Here is a 19,072-nt window from a genome sequence, read left to right on the forward strand (position 1 = left end):
CATCCTTATAAAGGTCATCCATAATCAAGACATCTACCGGCTCTCCTGTCAAGGAGCCACCTACGCCGATGGTCTTAAAGCTACCTTGATAGCCGACGATCTCGCATTCGTCCACATTGCGGGCGTAGTTGCGGCTTTTGGAGGTTGTGGAATTAGAACTTGAGGAAATTTGCCCAGAGAGGAGCGTTTGTGGAAACAGTCTGTGATAGGTATCGTCGTCGATGATACGTTGGAGTTCGCGGTTGAACTTTCTTGCCTTAATGGCATTATAAGAAACAATTGCGATGCGCTTATCTGGTTGGTGGCCTAAGATAAAGGCAGGGAGACGACGGGTAGCTCCTTCACTTTTCCCATGTTGGGGCGGCATGGTGATCATGAGTTTTTTGATATGCCCATAGGCAAATTGGGTGAGTTGGTCGTAATAGACTTCGTGGAAGGGGGCTGGCGTAAAGGTGGGGAGCGTACTACGGGTGAAGGAGAGGAGTGTCTCCCTTTCCCTCGAAGGGGGAAAAACTGATAAACTATCTTGCGGAGGAGCTGTATTTTGCTTTTCACCGACATACCCAAGCTCTATGTATTCGCTTGGCTTTACTTTTCGTTCTTCACTTTTTTCGCTTCGCTTTTCACTCTTCCCTATTCTCTTTTCACTTTCCTTCTCCCATCCTTCCAAGCGGGAGAGGATACGGATAGCGGCAATACTATTATTGACGGTAGGGACGATGGTCTCTCCGTTGCTATCCAAGGGTTCGCGGCGTGCGTAGCTCCAAAGTATTTCTATAGCCTCTTCCATGATTAAAGTGAATAATGAATAGTGAAAAGTGAAAAATTAATGGTCAATTGTTAATGGTTAATGATTAATGATGACCCCTAAAAACTAACCACTAACAACTAACTCTGCAAAATTACAACATTCGAGGGGCTGAAGTCAAGGAAAAGAGGGGGGAGAAGTAAGAATTTGTACGAGAAAAAGATTTGTTAATTACTTTCTGCTATCGTAATAGTTGTTCATCACCTTGGCAGAAAACTTGCTATCGGGGGTTTTGACTACGATTTTTGGATGCTTTGCTGATTGTCAAATTATCCTTATCTTTGCGGCACTAACTAGAAGTTTATGAAAGCATTTGTTTTTTCTTTTGCTGTCTTATACTCCTTGGGGGGATATGGACAGAAATTGATTAGTGAGGGTGATATAGAGGAAAAGAAATTCGGTAAAGAGAGTGTCTTTTCCCTCTATGAGGATAAGTCGCCCCTATCAGGCGCTTACAAAATCGCTCAGGGCAATGGTGAATACTATGAGGCCTCTTTTGTCGATGGTAAGCTCCATGGGGTGGCCAAATACTACGATCGTGAAGGGCGCATCATGGGAGAGAAGACCTATAAGAGTGGGCAGCTTACAGGGGTGAGCAAGGAATACCACCCCAACGGCAAGGTGAAAAAGGAAGCCGAACTCACCCAAGGTGTTTTCAGTGGGTTCTATCGGGAGTATGGGCGCTCCGGTGCCCTCTATCGGGAATACCACTATAAGGATGGTGCCTTAGAGGGTAGGTTCCGTGAGTTCTCCGACGAGAAAGTAACCAAGGACTGCAACTATAAGGCAGGCAAGCCCGATGGCCTCTGCCGGGTATACGACGAGGGCAAGCTTATAGAAGAGGAGCATTACAAAATGGGCGAAAAGGACGGAAAGCAATGGTATGAAACCTACTATGACCGCCGTGGTGGCATTCGCCAATATACTACCGAGTACTATAAGAATGGCACCCCCACCGGAAAATGGGAGACCCGTCTGGACGACGGCACCTTGCGCGAACAGCAAGTCTATAAGGGTGATGGCTCCTGTGTCCGTGAGCGCTATTATGAGAATGGTAAGCTCCGAGAGATGGCTACCCTAAAGGGAGGCAAGCTCCATGGCCCCTACAAGTACTATAACGACTTGGGGCAATTACAAGAGGATAGTGTTTATGAGAGTGACTACCCTACCCATAAAAAAACCTTTTATGACAATGGACAGCTCAAAGAGGCTTTTTTCGCCAAGGGCAACAAGCGGGAAGGAGCGTATGTCTTCTATAACGAGCGCGGTCAGTTTCTACGCAAGGGAGCTTATAAAAAGGGCTATGAAGACGGCCTTTGGCAAGACTTCTCCCTAAAGGGAAACTTGGAAAAGGAAATCAACTACCAAGAAGGAAGCCGAGAGGGTACCTACAAAGAATACCACCTCTCAGGCACCCCCTATATAGAAGGGCAGTACCTCCACAACCAAAAGGAAGGCACTTGGAAGTACTACAACCCCAAAGGCGAAATCACCGAGGAAGTCATCTATAAAAATGGCTATCCAACGAAGACCACCCGCTATGAGCTAAAGAAAGATTAGACGAAATAGCGCAACGCCAAAATGGTTCCTATGTGCATCCCCTCGTGAGTATTGTTAAAAAGAATGGCTTCCTCTACATTGTGAAGCGTATAGCCAAAAGAGGTCTCATAGACAGGGTATTCTTTTGCCTTGAACAAGCCATTTTGGTAGTCCTCGATAATCTGCTGGTGAGTGGAGGTAAGCAGCTGGCGAAGGGTTGTGATTTCCTCTTGGCTTGGGATATGGCCATCGGGGTAGGTACCCTTTTTGTAAGTGGCAATCAGCTCTTCTGAGACATGGGGTTGCACTCCGGCAAGCTTATAGCACAGCAGCTGTTGGGTAACCACACAGTGGGCTATGTTCCATAGGATATTGTTATGAAAGCCCTCTGGTATGAGTGCTAATTGTTCAGGGGTCGCTTCGTCCAAGAAGCGCAACAGACGGGCACGGATGGCTTTGTGTAATTCGAATGCTTTTGTCATGATTTTTATAATTTAGTATATTAGCCAATTTGTTAATTAGCTAATTATGTATTTTTGATCTCTCTTTTATATCCTTCACTTTTGCAATGATAATACATCTTGCAAATATACATAAAATTCTCGAATTATACACAAACAGATAAAAATAAAATCGTACTTTTGGGGCGCGGTGTGGCTTATTACTCTTACCAATCCTAATAATTTCCTTTTTATGAGAAGAATACATCTGTTTTTATTTTTGCTTTGTTCTCTAAGTAGTCTTGCTAAGGTTCCCTTTGAGCAGGGACATGTGGTGTATATCTACGAGGATTATTCACTTAAAATAGAGGGGGATAAGGTTTTTATCATTCGGAAAACCTATAGTGATCGCGATAAAATCTGTTTGTCAAAATATAAAAAGCAACTCCTGCCTTTTAGTAGCCGTGGGGCACATATGATAGGAACTCACGATACCACTGGCAACCTTATTGCCAATGAGCAATATTATTACAAGGTTTATTGGGGTTGGGACGACAAGATTACAACCGTACCGCTCTTCCCTACGGCTATGGTTACAGATCACTTTGGCGAGAATTGTTTTAAGCTCCAAGGCAGGTGGTATCACGTAAGGGTTGAGGAACAGCAGGTAGTCAAAACCTTTCTACCAGGCTTCCCTGAGCACCCCAGTATCATAGAAGAAAGCCCCAAGGGCTGCTTGCTTAGAGATGAACAATTTGTCTATTGGTATGACCGAGAGACCCTCACTACAGAAAAACTCAAAGAACTGAATGTAAAGAACTTACGTTTCCACAAACTCGCCTCAGAATACAGTATGCTCTATGATGAGGACACCTTCTATGCGGTTCGCTATTGGAATGGACAACTCCTCGAATGGAAGGATATCACCCAAGATATCAGAGGCTTAGGGCTAAAGAAAAAATTCACCGAGGGTACCTTTATCATCTCCCAGAAGGAAAGTGGCTACCCTGAATACTTGATAGACTTCAAGGACGAGCGCCTATGGCTATGGGGTAACCATCAGGCTATGAGCGAAGAGAATCTGCTACTTGTCCCCCTTAGTAGCACTTATATCGAAAAACTGGATTGGGTTGAAAAATCAGGCGGGTATTACAAGCGTGTAAGCGATTATCTTGACGGAAGACCGCCCCTTGACCTCTCCCCTATCAAACGCCCTAAAGACTTATACCTTGTCAAATACAAGGATTTTTATGATATTCATCTGGACTTATACCATGATGGAGCGCAGTACTATGCCTATGCGAAGGGCTTTCACCCTATCCAGATAGAAAAGCGATTGGTAGAAGCCCTTACCGCCCCAGAGAAATACAGCAACTATCATCGCAATTTTGACAAGAGAAGCGTCGTACAAATGGCCTTGGTCAGGGACACCTTGGTAGTCTATGAGCTTACCGATTGGTGCGATGCTGCCTATCTGAAACGAGAGAAGCGGCTCCCTTTGCGAATCCTAAAAGAGATTCCCCTAACAGCTCCTCTGAAAGACCTCAGTGTGTGCTATGCTACCCCTAATGAGCTGCTTATAGGAGCAGAAGTAATCCCTCATCAGGCCGACTTTGATAGCCTTACCTTTATCGCTTGTATAGAGAAAACTGACAAGAAGACTAAAAAAACTATTTATCATTGCTATTTCAAGGATAAAAATAACACTTATGAGTATTCTACTGACCGGAAAAGCCTAATCCCCATAAAGCCATTTGACGAAGATGAGATACTATCCATCAAAAAGTAGAAACCATGATTTGTTTTACAGAGGTTAAAGTATAATATAAATTAAACTCATCAGAATAAACGAAACATTTCATTTTATTCTACAAAAACGCTATTTTTTTTAAATTTTCTTCAACACTCTTATTTACTTCCGATATAAATAACTTCCAAAGATCTGTTTTTAAGCAACTTAACAAAATAAGACTTTTATCAGAATTAACAATTTTTCATTCAACAAAGCAATACATTTCTATATATTGAAAAAATATTCGATTTATTTGCTGTATTTTCAAAAAATGATGTATATTTGCAGCTTTCTATTAAAAGACATTCTGATATGAAGCAAAACAAACATTGGAGGTTATTGTTTTTCCTCTTTACCCTTTGCCCCTTATGGCTTGTAGCCCAATCACTCACTGTAAAAGGAGTGGTGAAAGACACTGATGGAATGGAAATGCTCGGTGTTTCTATTATTGTCAAAGGCACCTCAAAAGGGGTCGCCACCGATGGCAATGGCCGTTATCAAATCAAAGTAGCCCCTCATGACGTTCTTGTTTTCTCCAGTATGGGGTATCTCTCCCAAGAGAAAACAATCGAAAAGAGTGGTGTTATTGACATCACCTTGGAGGCTGAAGTGGTGGCGCTCACAGGTACCGAAGTAGTTGCGGTTGCCTATGGTGCTACCGACAAAAAGTCCTTTACAGGTTCCATGACAACGGTCAAAGAGGAAACCATCAAAGGAGCACAGACCAACAATGTGGTAAAGGCCTTAGAAGGTGCCGTTGCTGGGGTACAGATTGCCTCCAGCTCAGGACAACCCGGCTCGAGTGCCTCTGTACGCATACGAGGTATTGGCTCCATCAATGCCTCCAGTAGTCCCTTGGTGATCTTGGATGGGGTACCCTATGAGGGAAGTCTCAATGCCATCAACAATAGTGATGTGGAGAGTATCAACATCCTCAAGGATGCATCCGCAGCAGCCCTCTATGGGGCACGAGGTGCCAATGGGGTGATTATCATCACCACTAAGAGTGGTGCACGAGGCCAGCTCTCCGTACAATATGACAGCCGCATAGGGTTCAACTATCGCGGGGTACCAGAGTATGACCTTATGAGTGATCCGTCCGAGTACTACGAGACCCTATGGCATGCCCTCTATAACCAAAGCCGATTTGGACAAAACCAACCCGATGCGATGGCGCGCTCTTGGGCAAGTCAGCAGCTAATCCCCAATGTAGGAGCGGATTACAACATATATAATGTACCTGACCAGGAGGTTGTCTTAGCCAATGGAAAGCTCAACCCTAATGCTCACATAAAATACTCCGATGCCGCCACTTTCAACCAATGGGAAAAGGCACTTTTCAAACCTGGTATGCGCCAGGAACACAATCTTAGCCTAATCAAAGGCTCAGAAATCAATAACTATTATTTCTCTTTGGGCTACCTAAGCGACGAGGGTTATAATCTCAACTCCTATTTCAACCGATATGCCACTCGTTTTTCCTACAAAGGAGAGATCACCCCATGGCTAAAAGTACACTCCAACTCCATGCTTACCTATACCGAAAAGCAAGGGTCTAATAAGGTTAGCTATTCCAATCCTTTCTCTTGGACACGTTATATAGCGCCCATCTACCCTATCTACGAACATGATGCTTCGGGTCAGGTGCTAAGCAGCTATGACTATGGAGCCACTCGCAAGTATAGTGACAACTCCAATCCCCTTAGCACTCAAAGAGAGAACATAGACCTGACAAGGGATTTTTACCTTAACCAATCCGTGTCCTTGGATGCTACCCTGCTAAAGAACGTACAATTCTCTACCACAGGGAATGTATATGGCAACTTTTACGAATCCAACAACTTTGTCACCCCCTTGGCTGGTGAGGGAAAGCTATATGGCGGAAATGCTAACAAATCGCGCTCGGATGTTGTGGTAATGACCTTCAACCAGTTGCTTCGATACCAAAACACTTGGAAGGACTACCACCTCGAAGCCCTTTTGGGGCATGAGTCCCACAAGGCACGTTCGGGAGCTATGACAGGCGCTAAGCGCAATTTTGTAGACCCTCGCAATAGTGAGTTCTCCAACGCTTCGGTTTTGGCCGCTTTGGACTCCTATACAACTCACTATTTCATAGAAGGATACTTTGGACAGATAAATGCCAACTACAAACAAAAATATTTCCTCTCCAGCAGCCTACGTCGTGATGCTTCTTCGGTATTTGCGCCCGAACATCGTTGGGGTACATTCTGGTCGGTAGGCGGCTCTTGGCTAATGAGTCAGGAAGACTTTATGAAAAAAGCTACTTTTATCAATAGCCTAAAACTAAAAGCCAGCTACGGAATCCAAGGGAATGACGAACTCTATTTGCCCGATGGAGGGCGTTCCTTAGTCCCTTATATGACCCTATATGAGGTAACCTCCAATGGTAACAGTGCGGGAATACAAGCACGCTACAAAGGCAATCGCAACATCACTTGGGAAGAGAGTGGCAACTTCAACACTGGAATAGAAGCCACCCTATGGAATCACCTCCTTACGGTAGAGGCCGATTACTTTGTCAAGAAGACCAAAAACTTGCTCTTCAATATGCCCCTGCCCTCCTCTACAGGCTTTGGCAGCGAACCGAGGAATGTGGCAGATATGGAAAACAAAGGGGTTGATTTTGTCATCCACCTAAATCCTATCAATCGCGAGCACTTCTCTTGGTCTTTGTCTTTCAACGGATTACATTATAAGAACACCATCACTAAGCTCCCTGAGGAACTCAGAGAAAAAGGCGTCTCCAGAGGAGGTTCGCAAATCCTAAAAGAAGGAGGTAGCATCTATGACTTCTATATGGTACGCTGGGCGGGAGTGAATCCAGAGAATGGAGATGCCCAATTCTATATCAAGAACCCAGCCACAGGTGCCTATGAGGTAAAAGGTAGTGCTGCCTACGAAATGGAAAACAGCCGCACCTTCGTGGGCTCCTCCATCCCTGACCTACAAGGAGGCTTCGGTAGCAATTTTAGACTGTACAACTTTGACCTCTCCCTACAGTTCGCCTATCAGCTTGGTGGTAAGTTCTACGACTATCAGTATGCAGGGCTTATGCACTCCGGACAGTTGGGTAGAGGATGGCATACCGACATGCGTGCACGCTGGAGCCCTGAAAACCCTCATACCGATGTGCCCCGCTTGGAGTTTGCCAACCAAAAGCTACTGAGCACCTCCGACCGCTTCTTAACAGATGCTTCCTACCTATCTCTAAGAAACTTCAGTGTAGGCTACAGCCTGCCCGAAGAGGTTTGCCAAAAACTGCACCTGAACAAGCTGCGCTATTATATCACCGCAGAGAATGTATACCTTTGGAGCAAACGCAAGGGGTTAGACCCTCGTTCGAACCTTTCAGGGGTAAATAGCTCCGCCGTATATAGTCCTATACGTACTGTTTCTATGGGGCTTACCCTTAACTTTTAATCCGATACATCATGAAGAAAAATAATCTATACCTCCCATTATTCCTTTTAGGACTGCTTATCAGTGCTTGTTCTAAAAGTGAATTTGACCCTAAAGTAGATGGCTTCCTTACTGAAGAGCGCAAAAAGGAACTCTTGGAAAATGTAGAGACGAAGCTCAGCCTCCTCCAAGTAGAGCTTAATGGTATCTATAACAATAACATACGCTCTCAATCCAATAGCGGAGAGACCTTCGGACTGAAGGCCATTCACTTGGCTACAGACCTCTCAGGCCTGGATATGGTACAACAATCCTATAGCTGGTTTGGCTTCGACTACAACTTTGACATGTGGCGCGCCGAATATGCTCGTACGGCTTTCTTATGGAATTTCCTCTACAAGCAAATCAGCTCTATCAACACTGTACTTACCGAATATTTCCCCGAAGTACCTTCCCAAGCGGCACTGTATCAGAAATATGCGGAACTGAAATCCCTAAGAGGCATCTATTATTACTACCTGATCAATCTCTACCAACACTCCTACAAGGGACATGAGAATGACTTAGGAGTCCCCTTGGTACTCCGCCCTACCGATGCCAAACTTCCTCGTGCTACGGTAGCAGCCGTATACGAGCAACTCTTAGCCGATTTTTCGGTAGTAGATGATGCCCGCTATGTAGTTACTGAAACTAAAACCGATGTAGATAAGGCTGTCGCTGCGACCTACTTGGCCAAGGTATATGCCCATCTTGAGCAGTGGGACAAGGTGATTACCTATACCCGTATGGTACTCAATAGCCCTTATTTCACCTTCACCTCCATGGCAGAGGTACAAGCAGCCAAGTGGGATATCTCCTCCCCCTCTTGGCTCTGGGGGTATGATATTACTCAGGAGACCTCCACCCAATGGAATTCCTTCTATTCCAATATAGACAATACCAACCCTATAAGCTATGCAGGAGGGGGCGCCTTCAAGAGTATCTATAGCCTACTCTATGCCCATATAGCCCCTACCGATGTACGTCGCAACCTCTATATCAACCGCACGGAAGCCCCTACAATAGCCCGTAGATACCCCCAGTTGCCCAATTATGCCAACTTAAAATATGTTACTGACCCCCGCTTCTTAGGAGATTATTGCTTTCTACGTTTGGAAGATCCGTTACTGCTCTATATAGAGGCCTTAGTAGAGAAAAGAGAGCTCTCCCGTGCTCAAAACACCTTGACCTATTTCATGCAGAACTTCCGCGATCTTTCCTATACCCCTACGGCTACAGACCAAGCCTCCATGCGTGAGGAAGTACGTTGGCAACGCCGTATAGAGCTTTGGGGAGAGGGCACCTCTTTCTTTGACTTCAAGCGTTGGGGATTAGGCGCTAACAGAACCCAAGCGGGCAGCAATCATGTCTATGCCATAGATGTTCCTGCAGGAGACAGACGTTGGGTGTATCAGATTCCTATTGGCGAGATAGAAGCCAATCCGAATATGGTACAGAATCAATGAGTTGATGAGTTGATAAGCTGATGGGTCAATGAGCCGATTTAAGGTTCCTTGACCCATCGGCTTATTTTATAATCTACTGCATTCGCCCTCTATACCGCTGTCCCTGACGTCTTCTTCTGCCTCTTTGCCCTTGTTGTAGCCCCCTACAACTGACCCCTGAAAAATTGTTTGACAAACATCAAATGATTTTACCTTGATAATCAATCAGGTAGCTTTCGTAATTGAAATCTATCAGTTCTATTCCTTTGGGGGTAAGGGTAAAAGAGGGGGTACGCTCTGTAGGCGAGACAAAAATATCCTTACCACTGAACTGCCAAAGGATTTCGCCCTGCCTATTAAGTCGTGATATCTCCACCTCTCCATGGGTAATATAATCATCTTGGTAGGGAACAATCTCAAAACAAGTAGCCATATCCACCTGCGTATGCCAAAGGAGTTCTAATGTAGGCAAGAGAATACAGAACACCTCATTACCACAAGCGACAAGGAGTCTATCGCCGTCTAACAGTGTGCTTTTCTCCCACAGACTGCTCACGCTCCCCTCTGCTGTGAGGACTATGCTTTTTATCTCCTCTTCTGCCTTGTAGAGATAGATAATTACTTGTGGTGGATGTGCTTTCTTTTCTCTTATCTCTATCTGATAAGAATCTTTGTAGAGCCAAAGGGTATTTTTCATGGTGTTTTAAGGTCGTGTAATTGTTTCCTCTACCTTTCCTTTGATCATATTCTCAATAGCAGTATAGAGGTCGCCCCCATAGAGATGGTAGTAGGTCTTTCTTGGTATCCAAGAGGTAAGGTCAAGCACTCCCCATACACTGCCTACACTATCGATGCAAAGGAGGATTTCATCGGCATTGATAGCACCAAAGGGAATAAGCTCGGTAATACCTGCATCCGATTCGTAGTATAGCATCTCTTGGCGAGTAGGAAGGTTTTGCGAATATATAAAAACCATATAGCCATCGCGGCGCTTGATATCCTTGTCGTCGAATATGGTAAGGAAAGTGACGAGTTCGTGAGGCAAATTGTCATAACCTGCCTCGCGATAGTGCGCTTTGATAGTTTCCGTACGAGCGCGTCGCTCTTCTTTAGAGAGGGTATTGAGTAAGGCAATACCTTGCTGGGCTAAAAGGTTTTCTAATGATTTTCTCATTTCTTAAACGAATTTGCCACCTAAAAAACGAGTACTAACAACATTTTTATATATTAGCTTATATAAGCTATTCTTGAAGCACCAATTTTTTGTTCTCAAAAGAAGCCCTATTAGTAGTAGGGAGCACAATAGGCTCTCTATTAGATTGTTGTAGACTCGACTTATCCTCTCCTGTCTCTTCTTCCACTTGCTTGAAACCACAAGAAAGTGCTAATTCATAAAGTTCATCGGGATCTACTTCTTTGAAATATTTTTCAATCTTTTCTTTTAATTCCATAGTATTTTTATAATCAAAAACAATTTCCTTTGCCCTATTGACTCGTTGCCTTTGTTTCTAATTCTAGCAAAAATTTTTTCCGCCACAAGCCTCCACCATAACCTGTAAGGGTACCATTGGAGCCAATGACCCGATGACAGGGAATAAGGATGGAGATGCGGTTCATCCCATTGGCATTGGCTACAGCGCGTACACTTTGGGGCGATCCCAAGGCTATGGCCTGCTGCTTATAACTCCATGTTTGTCCATAGTGAATGGTTCGTAAGACTTGCCAAACACGCTGTTGGAAGTCTGTTCCCATGGGGTGGAGCGGTATGGAAAATTCCTCACGTTTGCCCGCAAAATATTCGCTAAGTTCTTGTTCCAAAAGGGCAAAATAGGGGCTTTCACCTTGTTCAACCGTAGTTTTCTCCCGCTGGGCAATATCTTTTAGTTCAGTTTCCAATAGTTTTCTATCTAAAAACTCCAACATACAGATCCCCTTGTCCGTAGCACAGGCTACCATAGTGCCTATGGGCGTTTCTATATGCTTGAGGAGGATTCCCTCGATCCCCCGAAGGGGGACAAAAGGAAGGCTTTCTTCAGTTAGTCTGCTTACCTTTTCCATGCTTTTCGTTTTTCACTTTCTTGCTTCCTCTATAGTGAGACCAAAAGGCTCTAATGCCCATTTGAGATTGGAAAGAATATAATCCTCGTCTTTAGAAAAACGCTTGGCTATCTCTTTGTAATAGGGCAGCAAGCGCTTGTCTTTTACCTTAGATAGTGCTTGTATAACTGTGTGTAACACCTTGTTATCACTCTCTTGTAGCCCTTTGATAAAAGTGTCAAGATATTGCTCTCTTTTCTTGCTTTTGCCCAGTGTATAATAGGCTGTTCTACGGATTCGAGGATTTGCATTATCAGTAAAAGGAAGGATTACTTCCTCGAAATTGTCATCGCCTTCCCTAAGGAGGTAGGTAGCAAAATTAAAGGTTTCCTCATCGGTAATGGTAGGCAAGAGTTCCTTTACAGCAGGCACCCAGTCGGTACAATGGTCTTGAGCATACCACCATATATACTGAAATACTTCCTTGGGCTTCTCGGTTACTAAGGCTTCCAAATAAGGTTGGGCGCGCTCGTAGGAGGATAAGGTGAGTATTTCAATCAGAAAATCTCTATCTTCGTTGTTCAAGGCAATGAGTGCTTCTACTTTGTCCAATACGGCATCAGGCAAAGGCGGTCTTTTGTGATACACTCCGTCAAGACAGTCGGTTTGAGTTTTGCGGTCGGTGGTTTGCTGGTATTCCGTGAGAAGTAACTCAGCAGCTTCGCCCCGGTGGTAACCAAACCAAGTAGGTCGGTCGTCCAAGAGTTGGCCAGAGATCACCTCATCGAGGTAGCGTTCGTACCAATCCAGAAAGTTGGTTTCAAAAGCAAATGTAGGCTGTAGCAAATCCCAATTAACATTGACTACGCGCCCTGCATAAGGGCCTGTAAGCACCAAAGCGTGGTAGTAAGCACAGCCTTGACTTCCCAAGGGCAGCAGTCCGCCAAAGACCTTTCCACACTGTCGGGTATATTCCTCTTCTGTCTCCGTTGTCTCCACTTCTTCCTCATCTTCAAAATCCTCTTCATCTTCAAAATCTTCTTCCTCATCTTCTTCCTCATCCGTTAATAGCGGACTGGAGAGGGCTTCCCATTCCTCTTGGGTCATATCGGGAGAGAGGGCACAAGGGGCTTTGAGGTAGGTTTCTGTTTGGGCATAAACAAGGTCATTCACTTGAGTACCGAAAGCATACAAGCCATAATAAGGCCCTGCCATAGTGTCTAACTTTTGGGCATTGGCATCGCCTATGGTCTGTACAAAAGCACGGTAATCCTCAGGTAGGGATACGCCATATTTCTCTTCAAAGGCAAGGACTTTCGCCTCAGTTACAGGAGGGTTGAGGTGGTACTTGTGTGAGCTGGCACCGAATACTTCCAGGTCTTTATCAGCGGCTTTGGCTTGGGCTAATTTTTGTTGGATACGATGGAGTTGTTCTTGATACATAGGGGGGAGGTTTTAGGGGGTCATATAAGGGATTTTAATTCTGTTTTCTATTCGGAGGGTATAGCCTGTTTCTTGCTGAAATTCTTCCATCCTTGCTACATAACTACGATGTATTTTCTTTTTGTTTGCTATATAAGCTGCTTTAATATTATAATCAGCAATATTACAGCTCTTTTTAAAGTGATTTATTGTCGCTACAAGTTGCAAAGCCGCTTCTTTTAGAAAATCACTTGCATTTCTTAGCTTTCTATCTTTTAATTCTACAAAAATAAGGTTATTCCCATCATACTCAAGCATACCATCACAACGTTTTTCCATTTTTGTAGGGTCATCATCTCGCCTAATTTCAATACAATTATCAATAGCAATAAAGTAAACCTCTTTCTGTTCTTCATTTTCTATTTCTGCAATCCAATTGTCTTGATTATTTACATCAATATAAGCAGGTTTTTGTGTTTCCTCTTCATCACATAAACCAAAAATCTTTTCAGAAGAAACTTGCTGACATTGGTTATTAAAAAAATCTGTTGCCATTGTTATTTTAAATCTAAAAGGTCTGCAAAAAGGTTATTGGTTTCATCTATTTGAAGATTTAGCATATTCTCATCAGAAGGGATACCATTATAATCACCTAACAACTTCACAATACCTTCTTTTTCATCAAGTTCATAAATAGCTAAATCATTACTTTTTATAAGTGCTGAAAGTGGTATGATCTTTCTTATCTGTTCCTTGTTTACCTCGTTTCGTATGTTCCCTGCTTCCACAGCTACTGATATGTAATTGACCAAATATGGGCTATGGGTGGTAATTATCAATTTGTTAGCTGTTATTTCGTTATTGATTTTCAGCAAGCTATAGAGCATATCGCGTTGCGAGGTTGGGAAGAGGTTTTGCTCAGGCTCTTCAACAATATTGATAAAGGAAGTTTTATTGAATTTTTTAGAAAGCACTGAAATAGCAATGTTTTTTTGTTCTTCAGTAAGTTCTTTAGAACTATATATTTTTTCAACTTCCTTCCTGAACCTATCTTTCTCATTCCCACTCATTCCTACCTTTATCTCACTTTGTTTTTCTACTGACTTTGCTAAGTAACGAGATACCATATAAATAGGGGCAAAAGATTGAAAACCGCTCGAAGCTTCAGTCAGTTTTATTTTATAATCATCCCCTTTAAGATTAAGAGTATCATTTAGCTTATCATAATCTAATATAGCATTATTTATAGGCAACTCAAGATTTTTTACTATTCCTTTTGAATTATCAAACTCTGTAAGAAAATCTTTTAGGGCTTCTGATGATAGTTTCAACTCTTTAGGACTTTTTACATAAGCTATAAAATTTCTTTCTGAAGGCACATACATTATTTGGGGTAAAGAATAATTATTGCTTTTCTTTTCCTCAATTTTTAAAAACCCTTTCTCATAAGTAATCATATAAGCTTCCCCTTCATATTGAATAAAAGTATTTTCCTTCAGATAATTTTCAATACGATGATATGGTAAAAATGTATTTTTAAATTTATTTTTCCTTTCAATCCATTTTTTATCATAATCACCTCGTACTAAAGCCTTTTCTATCCACATAAAAGTAGCGATGAGCTTAGCCACGGTACTCTTCCCGCTCCCCTGATTCCCTATGAAGAAGGTTACTTTTTTAATCTCTATAGGAGCACTCTGTTCTTTGATAGCTCCAAAGTTTCGTATGGTAATATTGCTCATTTGATCAATGCTTTGTTCTAAAGAACAAAAATACAACTTTTCAATCCAAAAGTCAAGAGATAATTAGCCATTAACAATCATTTCATTTTAGGCCTAAACGAACGTTTTTTGTCAAAGCTACAAAAAAATCTATAGCTTTACTTTATAACGCTGTCTATCTCCCAGTGTTTTTCTTTCAAACAGCTAATAGCAAGGTAGGCTCCAACAGCATTCCATACTGAATAGTCAAAGATAGCTTTTAGCCCTACGGAGGTGAACATTGCCAAAACAAAACGATCAGCTACTGCTGAAAGCATAGCAATGCTTACTGCCAATCGCAAAAAAAGTTTGATATATTTTGTCGCTATTAAAAGGTTTTTAACACTTATAATTCACTTTCCCCAAAGCGATAGGCTGAGGATTCTGTACGACCCAAGCGGTAGCCAATTCGCATAAGCGTTGGGTGCCAGTGCCGTCGTCTTCCAAAATATGCTTTTGAATATTGGCTACTTCGGCAAGTTCATTTTCTGAAAGAGGATTGCCTTGTTGCAGGTAACCACTAATGGCAGTGAGCATCTTGCGGTATTCCTTATCCCAGTTGCCCATAGCATTGCGTAGGAGTTCATCGTTTACCCTGCCTGCTATACGCACTACCTCTCCCTGCATGGTAGTTGCGCTACCACTACTGGGCACCAAAAGTGTCCACGCCTGCTCATAGCGTTCTTCCCACGTATCCCCTGCCAGTATAATAGCCGATTTGCCATCGTGCTGGATACGGCGAGGTACAGGAGGCACATCAAAGAGTTTGTACAGTTCTTGGAGGGCAGCATCTGCTTCTTCTAACCATTCAGCATCCGTATCAGCACGGCGAAATTCAAAGTCTTCTCCTATGATAGTAAGCCGTTCTTTGGCATATTTGGTAGGCTTCAATCCTGCATTCAAATATATTTTGATAGCCTTCAGGGCTTTGGGCAAATAGCCTCCCCTTGCTGTTATGAGTGTACGCTCTATTACATTATGCCCCTTATCGTCTTTAGCATTGATGTTAGCACCTTTTTCAAGGAGTAACTCAGCTACTTCAGCGTGGTATTCAGCAAAGAGCAGAGGGGTTTTCTTGTATCTGTCCTGCGCCTCTATATCTGCCCCTTTTTCCAATAATAACGCTACTTTTTTTATATTATTTACTTGGGCGTGATAGTGTAATGGGGTGCATTCGTATTCATCTCTCGCATTGACATCTGCTCCTTGGGCAATAAGCCAGTCCATTAGCTCCAGCGGAATCTTATAAAAAGAAAGCGCAGGTGTCTTGAATGAACGACGTTCATAAGCGTTTAGCTCACATTCGTTGAAGACGGCTTTAAGTGCGTCTAAATCTTTGGCTTCTATCAATTCGTCGAAGTTTGCTGGTAGGGTTTTCTTTTTCTTGGCCACTTTCTTAATGGTTAATGGTTAATGTGTGGGGACAAAGATAAGGATTATTTGTTAATTAGCAAGTCAGTATAAAAATGAATAATTACTAAAAATGAACAGATTATCAATAAAACAAACCTCTCCTGCCAAAAATCTTTCTCACTACCCATCGTAACCCTATATAGGGCTGTAATGGGCGAGAATATCCAAGCGAGAATAGTGCGAAGATGTATTTTTTCGTCCATCCTATCAAAAAAGCGACTTAGTAATATAGCGATGAAAAGCAGCGGAAGCAACAAAACATATAGCATATCCTTTATGTGAGAGGAGAATTTCTTTTTCATACAGAAGTGAATATTTTGACTACAAAAATAAGAAGAGATTAGAAGATGAGTAAATTTGTTGTGAGAGGTTGTAGCACGAGCTATAAAAAAGCTACTAAGCAAACCGCTTAGCAGCCTTTTCTATATTAATTGTTTGTAGGAATTTTCACTTCAATAGGAGTTTTGATCATAGTCTCTATCTTTGTTTTTACGACATTATACAAATCTATATTTTCAGCAGGAGTGTCTAAAGAAACTATCAAAGAATATCGCAATTTTTCATTATACTTCTCCAAATTGGTACGTGTTTTCCACCATCCTCCAATAGGATAAACAGCAATCAAGTTGCAAGTAGCTAATTGAGCTGCAGTAAGGTTTAATTCATCAGAATGTATTGAACCTCTATTTCTATTATCAGCTCCTATTAGCCATCTTTTTGAATCATTTTTACTGCGTTCTTCATTTTCTTCAGCTTCAATTGCCCCATTAATTCTTAATTGAAATGCTCTCTGATCCTCAGCCTCTGTATTCACATCGAATCGCAAACCGCAAGATGCATATCTATATTTATCTTTCCAGCCAATTTCTCCAGGGGCTGGTTCAATAAAATATGATAAAGTTACCCGCATTGTAACATTTGTTTCTGCAAGTTGTTCTAAGATCTCACGGGGCCAAGGTAGCTCAAAGAAGTGCATTTTATTCATTTTAGGAGCATTTTTACCTTCCTTAATAAAGGGCTGTATTTCTTCCTGAGCGATATAGGTCAAACCATTTTCAGTACTATAAAAAGCTCTTTCTTCTGATGGTACGCCATAACCACAATGACGTAGTCTTTGTATCATATCAGCTCTATTTCCGTTTCTAACAGGGAACTGCTCTTCCATAGCCGACGTCCATTTTGCAGAATGAACAATTAATCCACGAATACTTTCTGCCCATAAATGAGGATACTTAGCTTGCAACCTACCTGCAAAGTTTGAAGCTAAAGCTGTTGCTGCACTTGTTGCATTGATGGTATCAAAAAAACTACTTATTTGGTAGTTTTTACTTGTTGTCATCAATTCTAAATCTTGATGAGTACTAAAGAGAAGTAAAGAGTCATTAGTTTTATATAAATTTCCTCCTTCAAACATCACTTCTGGTTTTATCAATGCAGTCTTACCCCATAGATATGAAGTTCGTGAAAAAGGGCTAATTCCTCCAACAGGAGCGACACGATCATAACCTGCTAACTCAGGACTATTAGGCGCCACTATATTTGTAAAAGCTCCAATGGTTAAAGCGTTCCATGCTTGTGCTGGATTCTGAATTTTTCGAAGACTATGGTTATTAGGATAAGCATTAATAATATCTTTATCCAAATGATTTATTTCAGCAATATTACCAGCAGAAATTATCAACAAACGACCTTTCTCATTATTGTTGTATGCGATAGAATCAACAGCACCTGACCAAGAGGTAGGTTTTCCTTTTTCACTTTCTTCAGCTGTTATTGCCATACAATAACAAATAGTTTTTTTTGGGAATATAATTTCAGATGTTGCAACTGCTTGTTCTATTAAAAATCCCCATATTTCTTTTGGATTAGAACGACTATGTGGTAACAATTTAACTGAACCTATCTGATTTTCGATTTGTATTTTTTGATTATTGGCAAGATAAGAAGACATATCTCCATAAATGACTGTTCCACACATTCTTGTACCATGACCATTTCCATCTGCAATACCCTCTCCAACGACAGATCCACAATTTTTTTCAGGAATAATAGGTTCTAAAAGAGGATGTCCGTTATTTACACCAGAATCTAAGACACATACAACAGAATCCGTATCATTATTAATTTCGAGTCTACTACGTAAATCATCTACCCATTCTCGTTGTTCATTTCTGTTTTCATTAAATAGAAATCCTGTTAGTGTACGCCCCATACGCAATTCTGCTAATTGGTCTGAACATCCCAATAATTTAGTCAGAGCATCTATATTTGCATATACTAAAAATACAGTCCTTTCTGGAAATGTTAGAATTGAATCCTCTTTGAAGCGAATGTTGAGACTCCGAAGAGAATCTATAAATCTTTTATGTTGATTTTCAATATTTTCTGTTACAGAAGTTCTTATCCAAACCTCATACCAATCATTGTGATCAGTTGGAAAATCTTCATGTCTGTCAGTCCATAATGCTTTCAGGAGAGCTACATTAATATTTTCGATACTTCGGAAAAGATTGTCATTTTTAGGTTTTCCATTACGTAACTCTTCCGTCGCATATTTATGTAGCTTTTCTAAAAGTCTATATTCCTCTCCATGAGGGATATAGATAGTTGCAAAAGTCTGTTCCTGGTCATCTTCTGTTTTTACTTGTCGAATATTTAACAATCGGATACCAGCTTTTTGATCTTCTAAACTTTTTGATGCTAAATCATAAGTGGGAGCACTTGCAAATTCGAGATAAATTCCACTTCTCGCAGGTAAAGAGATTGCTCCCATTTGTTGTTTGACATTTGTATCATCAACTCTGGCAGCATCAAATTTCCTTTGTAAATATTCTGCATGTTCTTGTCGGTTTCTTTCAGGTATAAAAGATCTCCCTCCTCCACTAACCATGGAAGAATAGTCAATATCTCTTTTTATCCCTTGAGGAATAATAATGTGTTCATATTTGCTCATA

15 protein-coding genes and 1 pseudogene are annotated in these 19,072 nt (G+C 41.8%); 4 read left to right on the forward strand and 12 right to left on the reverse strand.

Annotation, left to right across the window (positions count from 1 at the left end):
• Nucleotides 1-790 (reverse strand): annotated as a pseudogene (locus HMPREF1551_RS05585) (heat-shock protein Hsp70); the annotation flags it as partial.
• 321 nt (nucleotides 791-1,111) lie between these two features.
• Between HMPREF1551_RS05585 and HMPREF1551_RS05590 the strand changes: the two are divergent.
• Nucleotides 1,112-2,368, forward strand: coding sequence for a toxin-antitoxin system YwqK family antitoxin (locus HMPREF1551_RS05590; RefSeq protein WP_021628089.1), 1,257 nt, complete (start codon nucleotides 1,112-1,114; stop codon nucleotides 2,366-2,368).
• On the opposite strand, the gene HMPREF1551_RS05595 is transcribed toward HMPREF1551_RS05590, so the two are convergent.
• A complete protein-coding gene (locus HMPREF1551_RS05595) occupies nucleotides 2,365-2,829 on the reverse strand; it encodes a DinB family protein (protein ID WP_021628090.1) in 465 nt (154 codons plus the stop codon). The genes HMPREF1551_RS05590 and HMPREF1551_RS05595 overlap by 4 nt on opposite strands.
• Before the next feature lie 211 nt (nucleotides 2,830-3,040).
• Between HMPREF1551_RS05595 and HMPREF1551_RS05600 the strand changes: the two genes are divergently transcribed.
• The 3 genes from HMPREF1551_RS05600 to HMPREF1551_RS05610 all read left to right on the forward strand — a co-directional run bounded on the left by HMPREF1551_RS05600 (nucleotide 3,041) and on the right by HMPREF1551_RS05610 (nucleotide 9,507).
• Nucleotides 3,041-4,576, forward strand: coding sequence for a hypothetical protein (locus HMPREF1551_RS05600; RefSeq protein ID WP_021628092.1), 1,536 nt, complete (start codon nucleotides 3,041-3,043; stop codon nucleotides 4,574-4,576).
• A gap of 315 nt (nucleotides 4,577-4,891) precedes the next feature.
• The gene (locus HMPREF1551_RS05605; protein ID WP_021628093.1) at nucleotides 4,892-8,023 is read left to right on the forward strand and encodes a SusC/RagA family TonB-linked outer membrane protein; all 3,132 of its coding nucleotides are present in this window, start codon (nucleotides 4,892-4,894) and stop codon (nucleotides 8,021-8,023) included.
• Nucleotides 8,024-8,034: 11 nt separating this feature from the next.
• A complete protein-coding gene (locus HMPREF1551_RS05610) occupies nucleotides 8,035-9,507 on the forward strand; it encodes a RagB/SusD family nutrient uptake outer membrane protein (protein ID WP_021628094.1) in 1,473 nt (490 codons plus the stop codon).
• Nucleotides 9,508-9,685: 178 nt separating this feature from the next.
• On the opposite strand, the gene HMPREF1551_RS05615 is transcribed toward HMPREF1551_RS05610, so the two are convergent.
• From HMPREF1551_RS05615 to HMPREF1551_RS05660, 10 genes are all read right to left on the reverse strand, one after another.
• Complete coding sequence (locus HMPREF1551_RS05615) at nucleotides 9,686-10,183, reverse strand: hypothetical protein (RefSeq protein ID WP_021628096.1); 498 nt, start codon at nucleotides 10,181-10,183, stop codon at nucleotides 9,686-9,688.
• A gap of 6 nt (nucleotides 10,184-10,189) precedes the next feature.
• On the reverse strand, nucleotides 10,190-10,660 hold the full coding sequence (locus HMPREF1551_RS05620) for a hypothetical protein (RefSeq protein ID WP_021628097.1): 471 nt from the start codon (nucleotides 10,658-10,660) through the stop codon (nucleotides 10,190-10,192).
• A gap of 67 nt (nucleotides 10,661-10,727) precedes the next feature.
• Nucleotides 10,728-10,937, reverse strand: coding sequence for a hypothetical protein (locus HMPREF1551_RS05625; RefSeq protein WP_021628098.1), 210 nt, complete (start codon nucleotides 10,935-10,937; stop codon nucleotides 10,728-10,730).
• Nucleotides 10,938-10,971: 34 nt separating this feature from the next.
• Nucleotides 10,972-11,544, reverse strand: coding sequence for a methylated-DNA--[protein]-cysteine S-methyltransferase (locus HMPREF1551_RS05630; RefSeq protein WP_021628099.1), 573 nt, complete (start codon nucleotides 11,542-11,544; stop codon nucleotides 10,972-10,974).
• Between the two features lie 12 nt (nucleotides 11,545-11,556).
• On the reverse strand, nucleotides 11,557-12,966 hold the full coding sequence (locus HMPREF1551_RS05635) for an SMI1/KNR4 family protein (RefSeq protein WP_021628100.1): 1,410 nt from the start codon (nucleotides 12,964-12,966) through the stop codon (nucleotides 11,557-11,559).
• A 12-nt stretch (nucleotides 12,967-12,978) separates the two neighbouring features.
• Complete coding sequence (locus tag HMPREF1551_RS05640; RefSeq protein ID WP_021628101.1) at nucleotides 12,979-13,500, reverse strand: hypothetical protein; 522 nt, start codon at nucleotides 13,498-13,500, stop codon at nucleotides 12,979-12,981.
• Nucleotides 13,501-13,502: 2 nt separating this feature from the next.
• Entirely contained in the window at nucleotides 13,503-14,687 is a 1,185-nt protein-coding gene (locus tag HMPREF1551_RS05645; RefSeq protein WP_021628102.1) for an AAA family ATPase, read from the reverse strand.
• A 137-nt stretch (nucleotides 14,688-14,824) separates the two neighbouring features.
• A complete protein-coding gene (locus tag HMPREF1551_RS13640; RefSeq protein ID WP_231374961.1) occupies nucleotides 14,825-15,001 on the reverse strand; it encodes a hypothetical protein in 177 nt (58 codons plus the stop codon).
• 43 nt (nucleotides 15,002-15,044) lie between these two features.
• Nucleotides 15,045-16,097 (reverse strand): ankyrin repeat domain-containing protein, encoded by a 1,053-nt coding sequence (locus HMPREF1551_RS05650; RefSeq protein WP_021628104.1) that lies wholly within the window; start codon nucleotides 16,095-16,097, stop codon nucleotides 15,045-15,047.
• Between the two features lie 448 nt (nucleotides 16,098-16,545).
• A complete protein-coding gene (locus HMPREF1551_RS05660; RefSeq protein ID WP_021628106.1) occupies nucleotides 16,546-19,071 on the reverse strand; it encodes a S8 family peptidase in 2,526 nt (841 codons plus the stop codon).
• Nucleotide 19,072 lies beyond the last annotated feature (1 nt).

The organism is Capnocytophaga sp. oral taxon 863 str. F0517, from assembly GCF_000466425.1.
Taxonomy (GTDB): Bacteria; Bacteroidota; Bacteroidia; order Flavobacteriales; family Flavobacteriaceae; genus Capnocytophaga.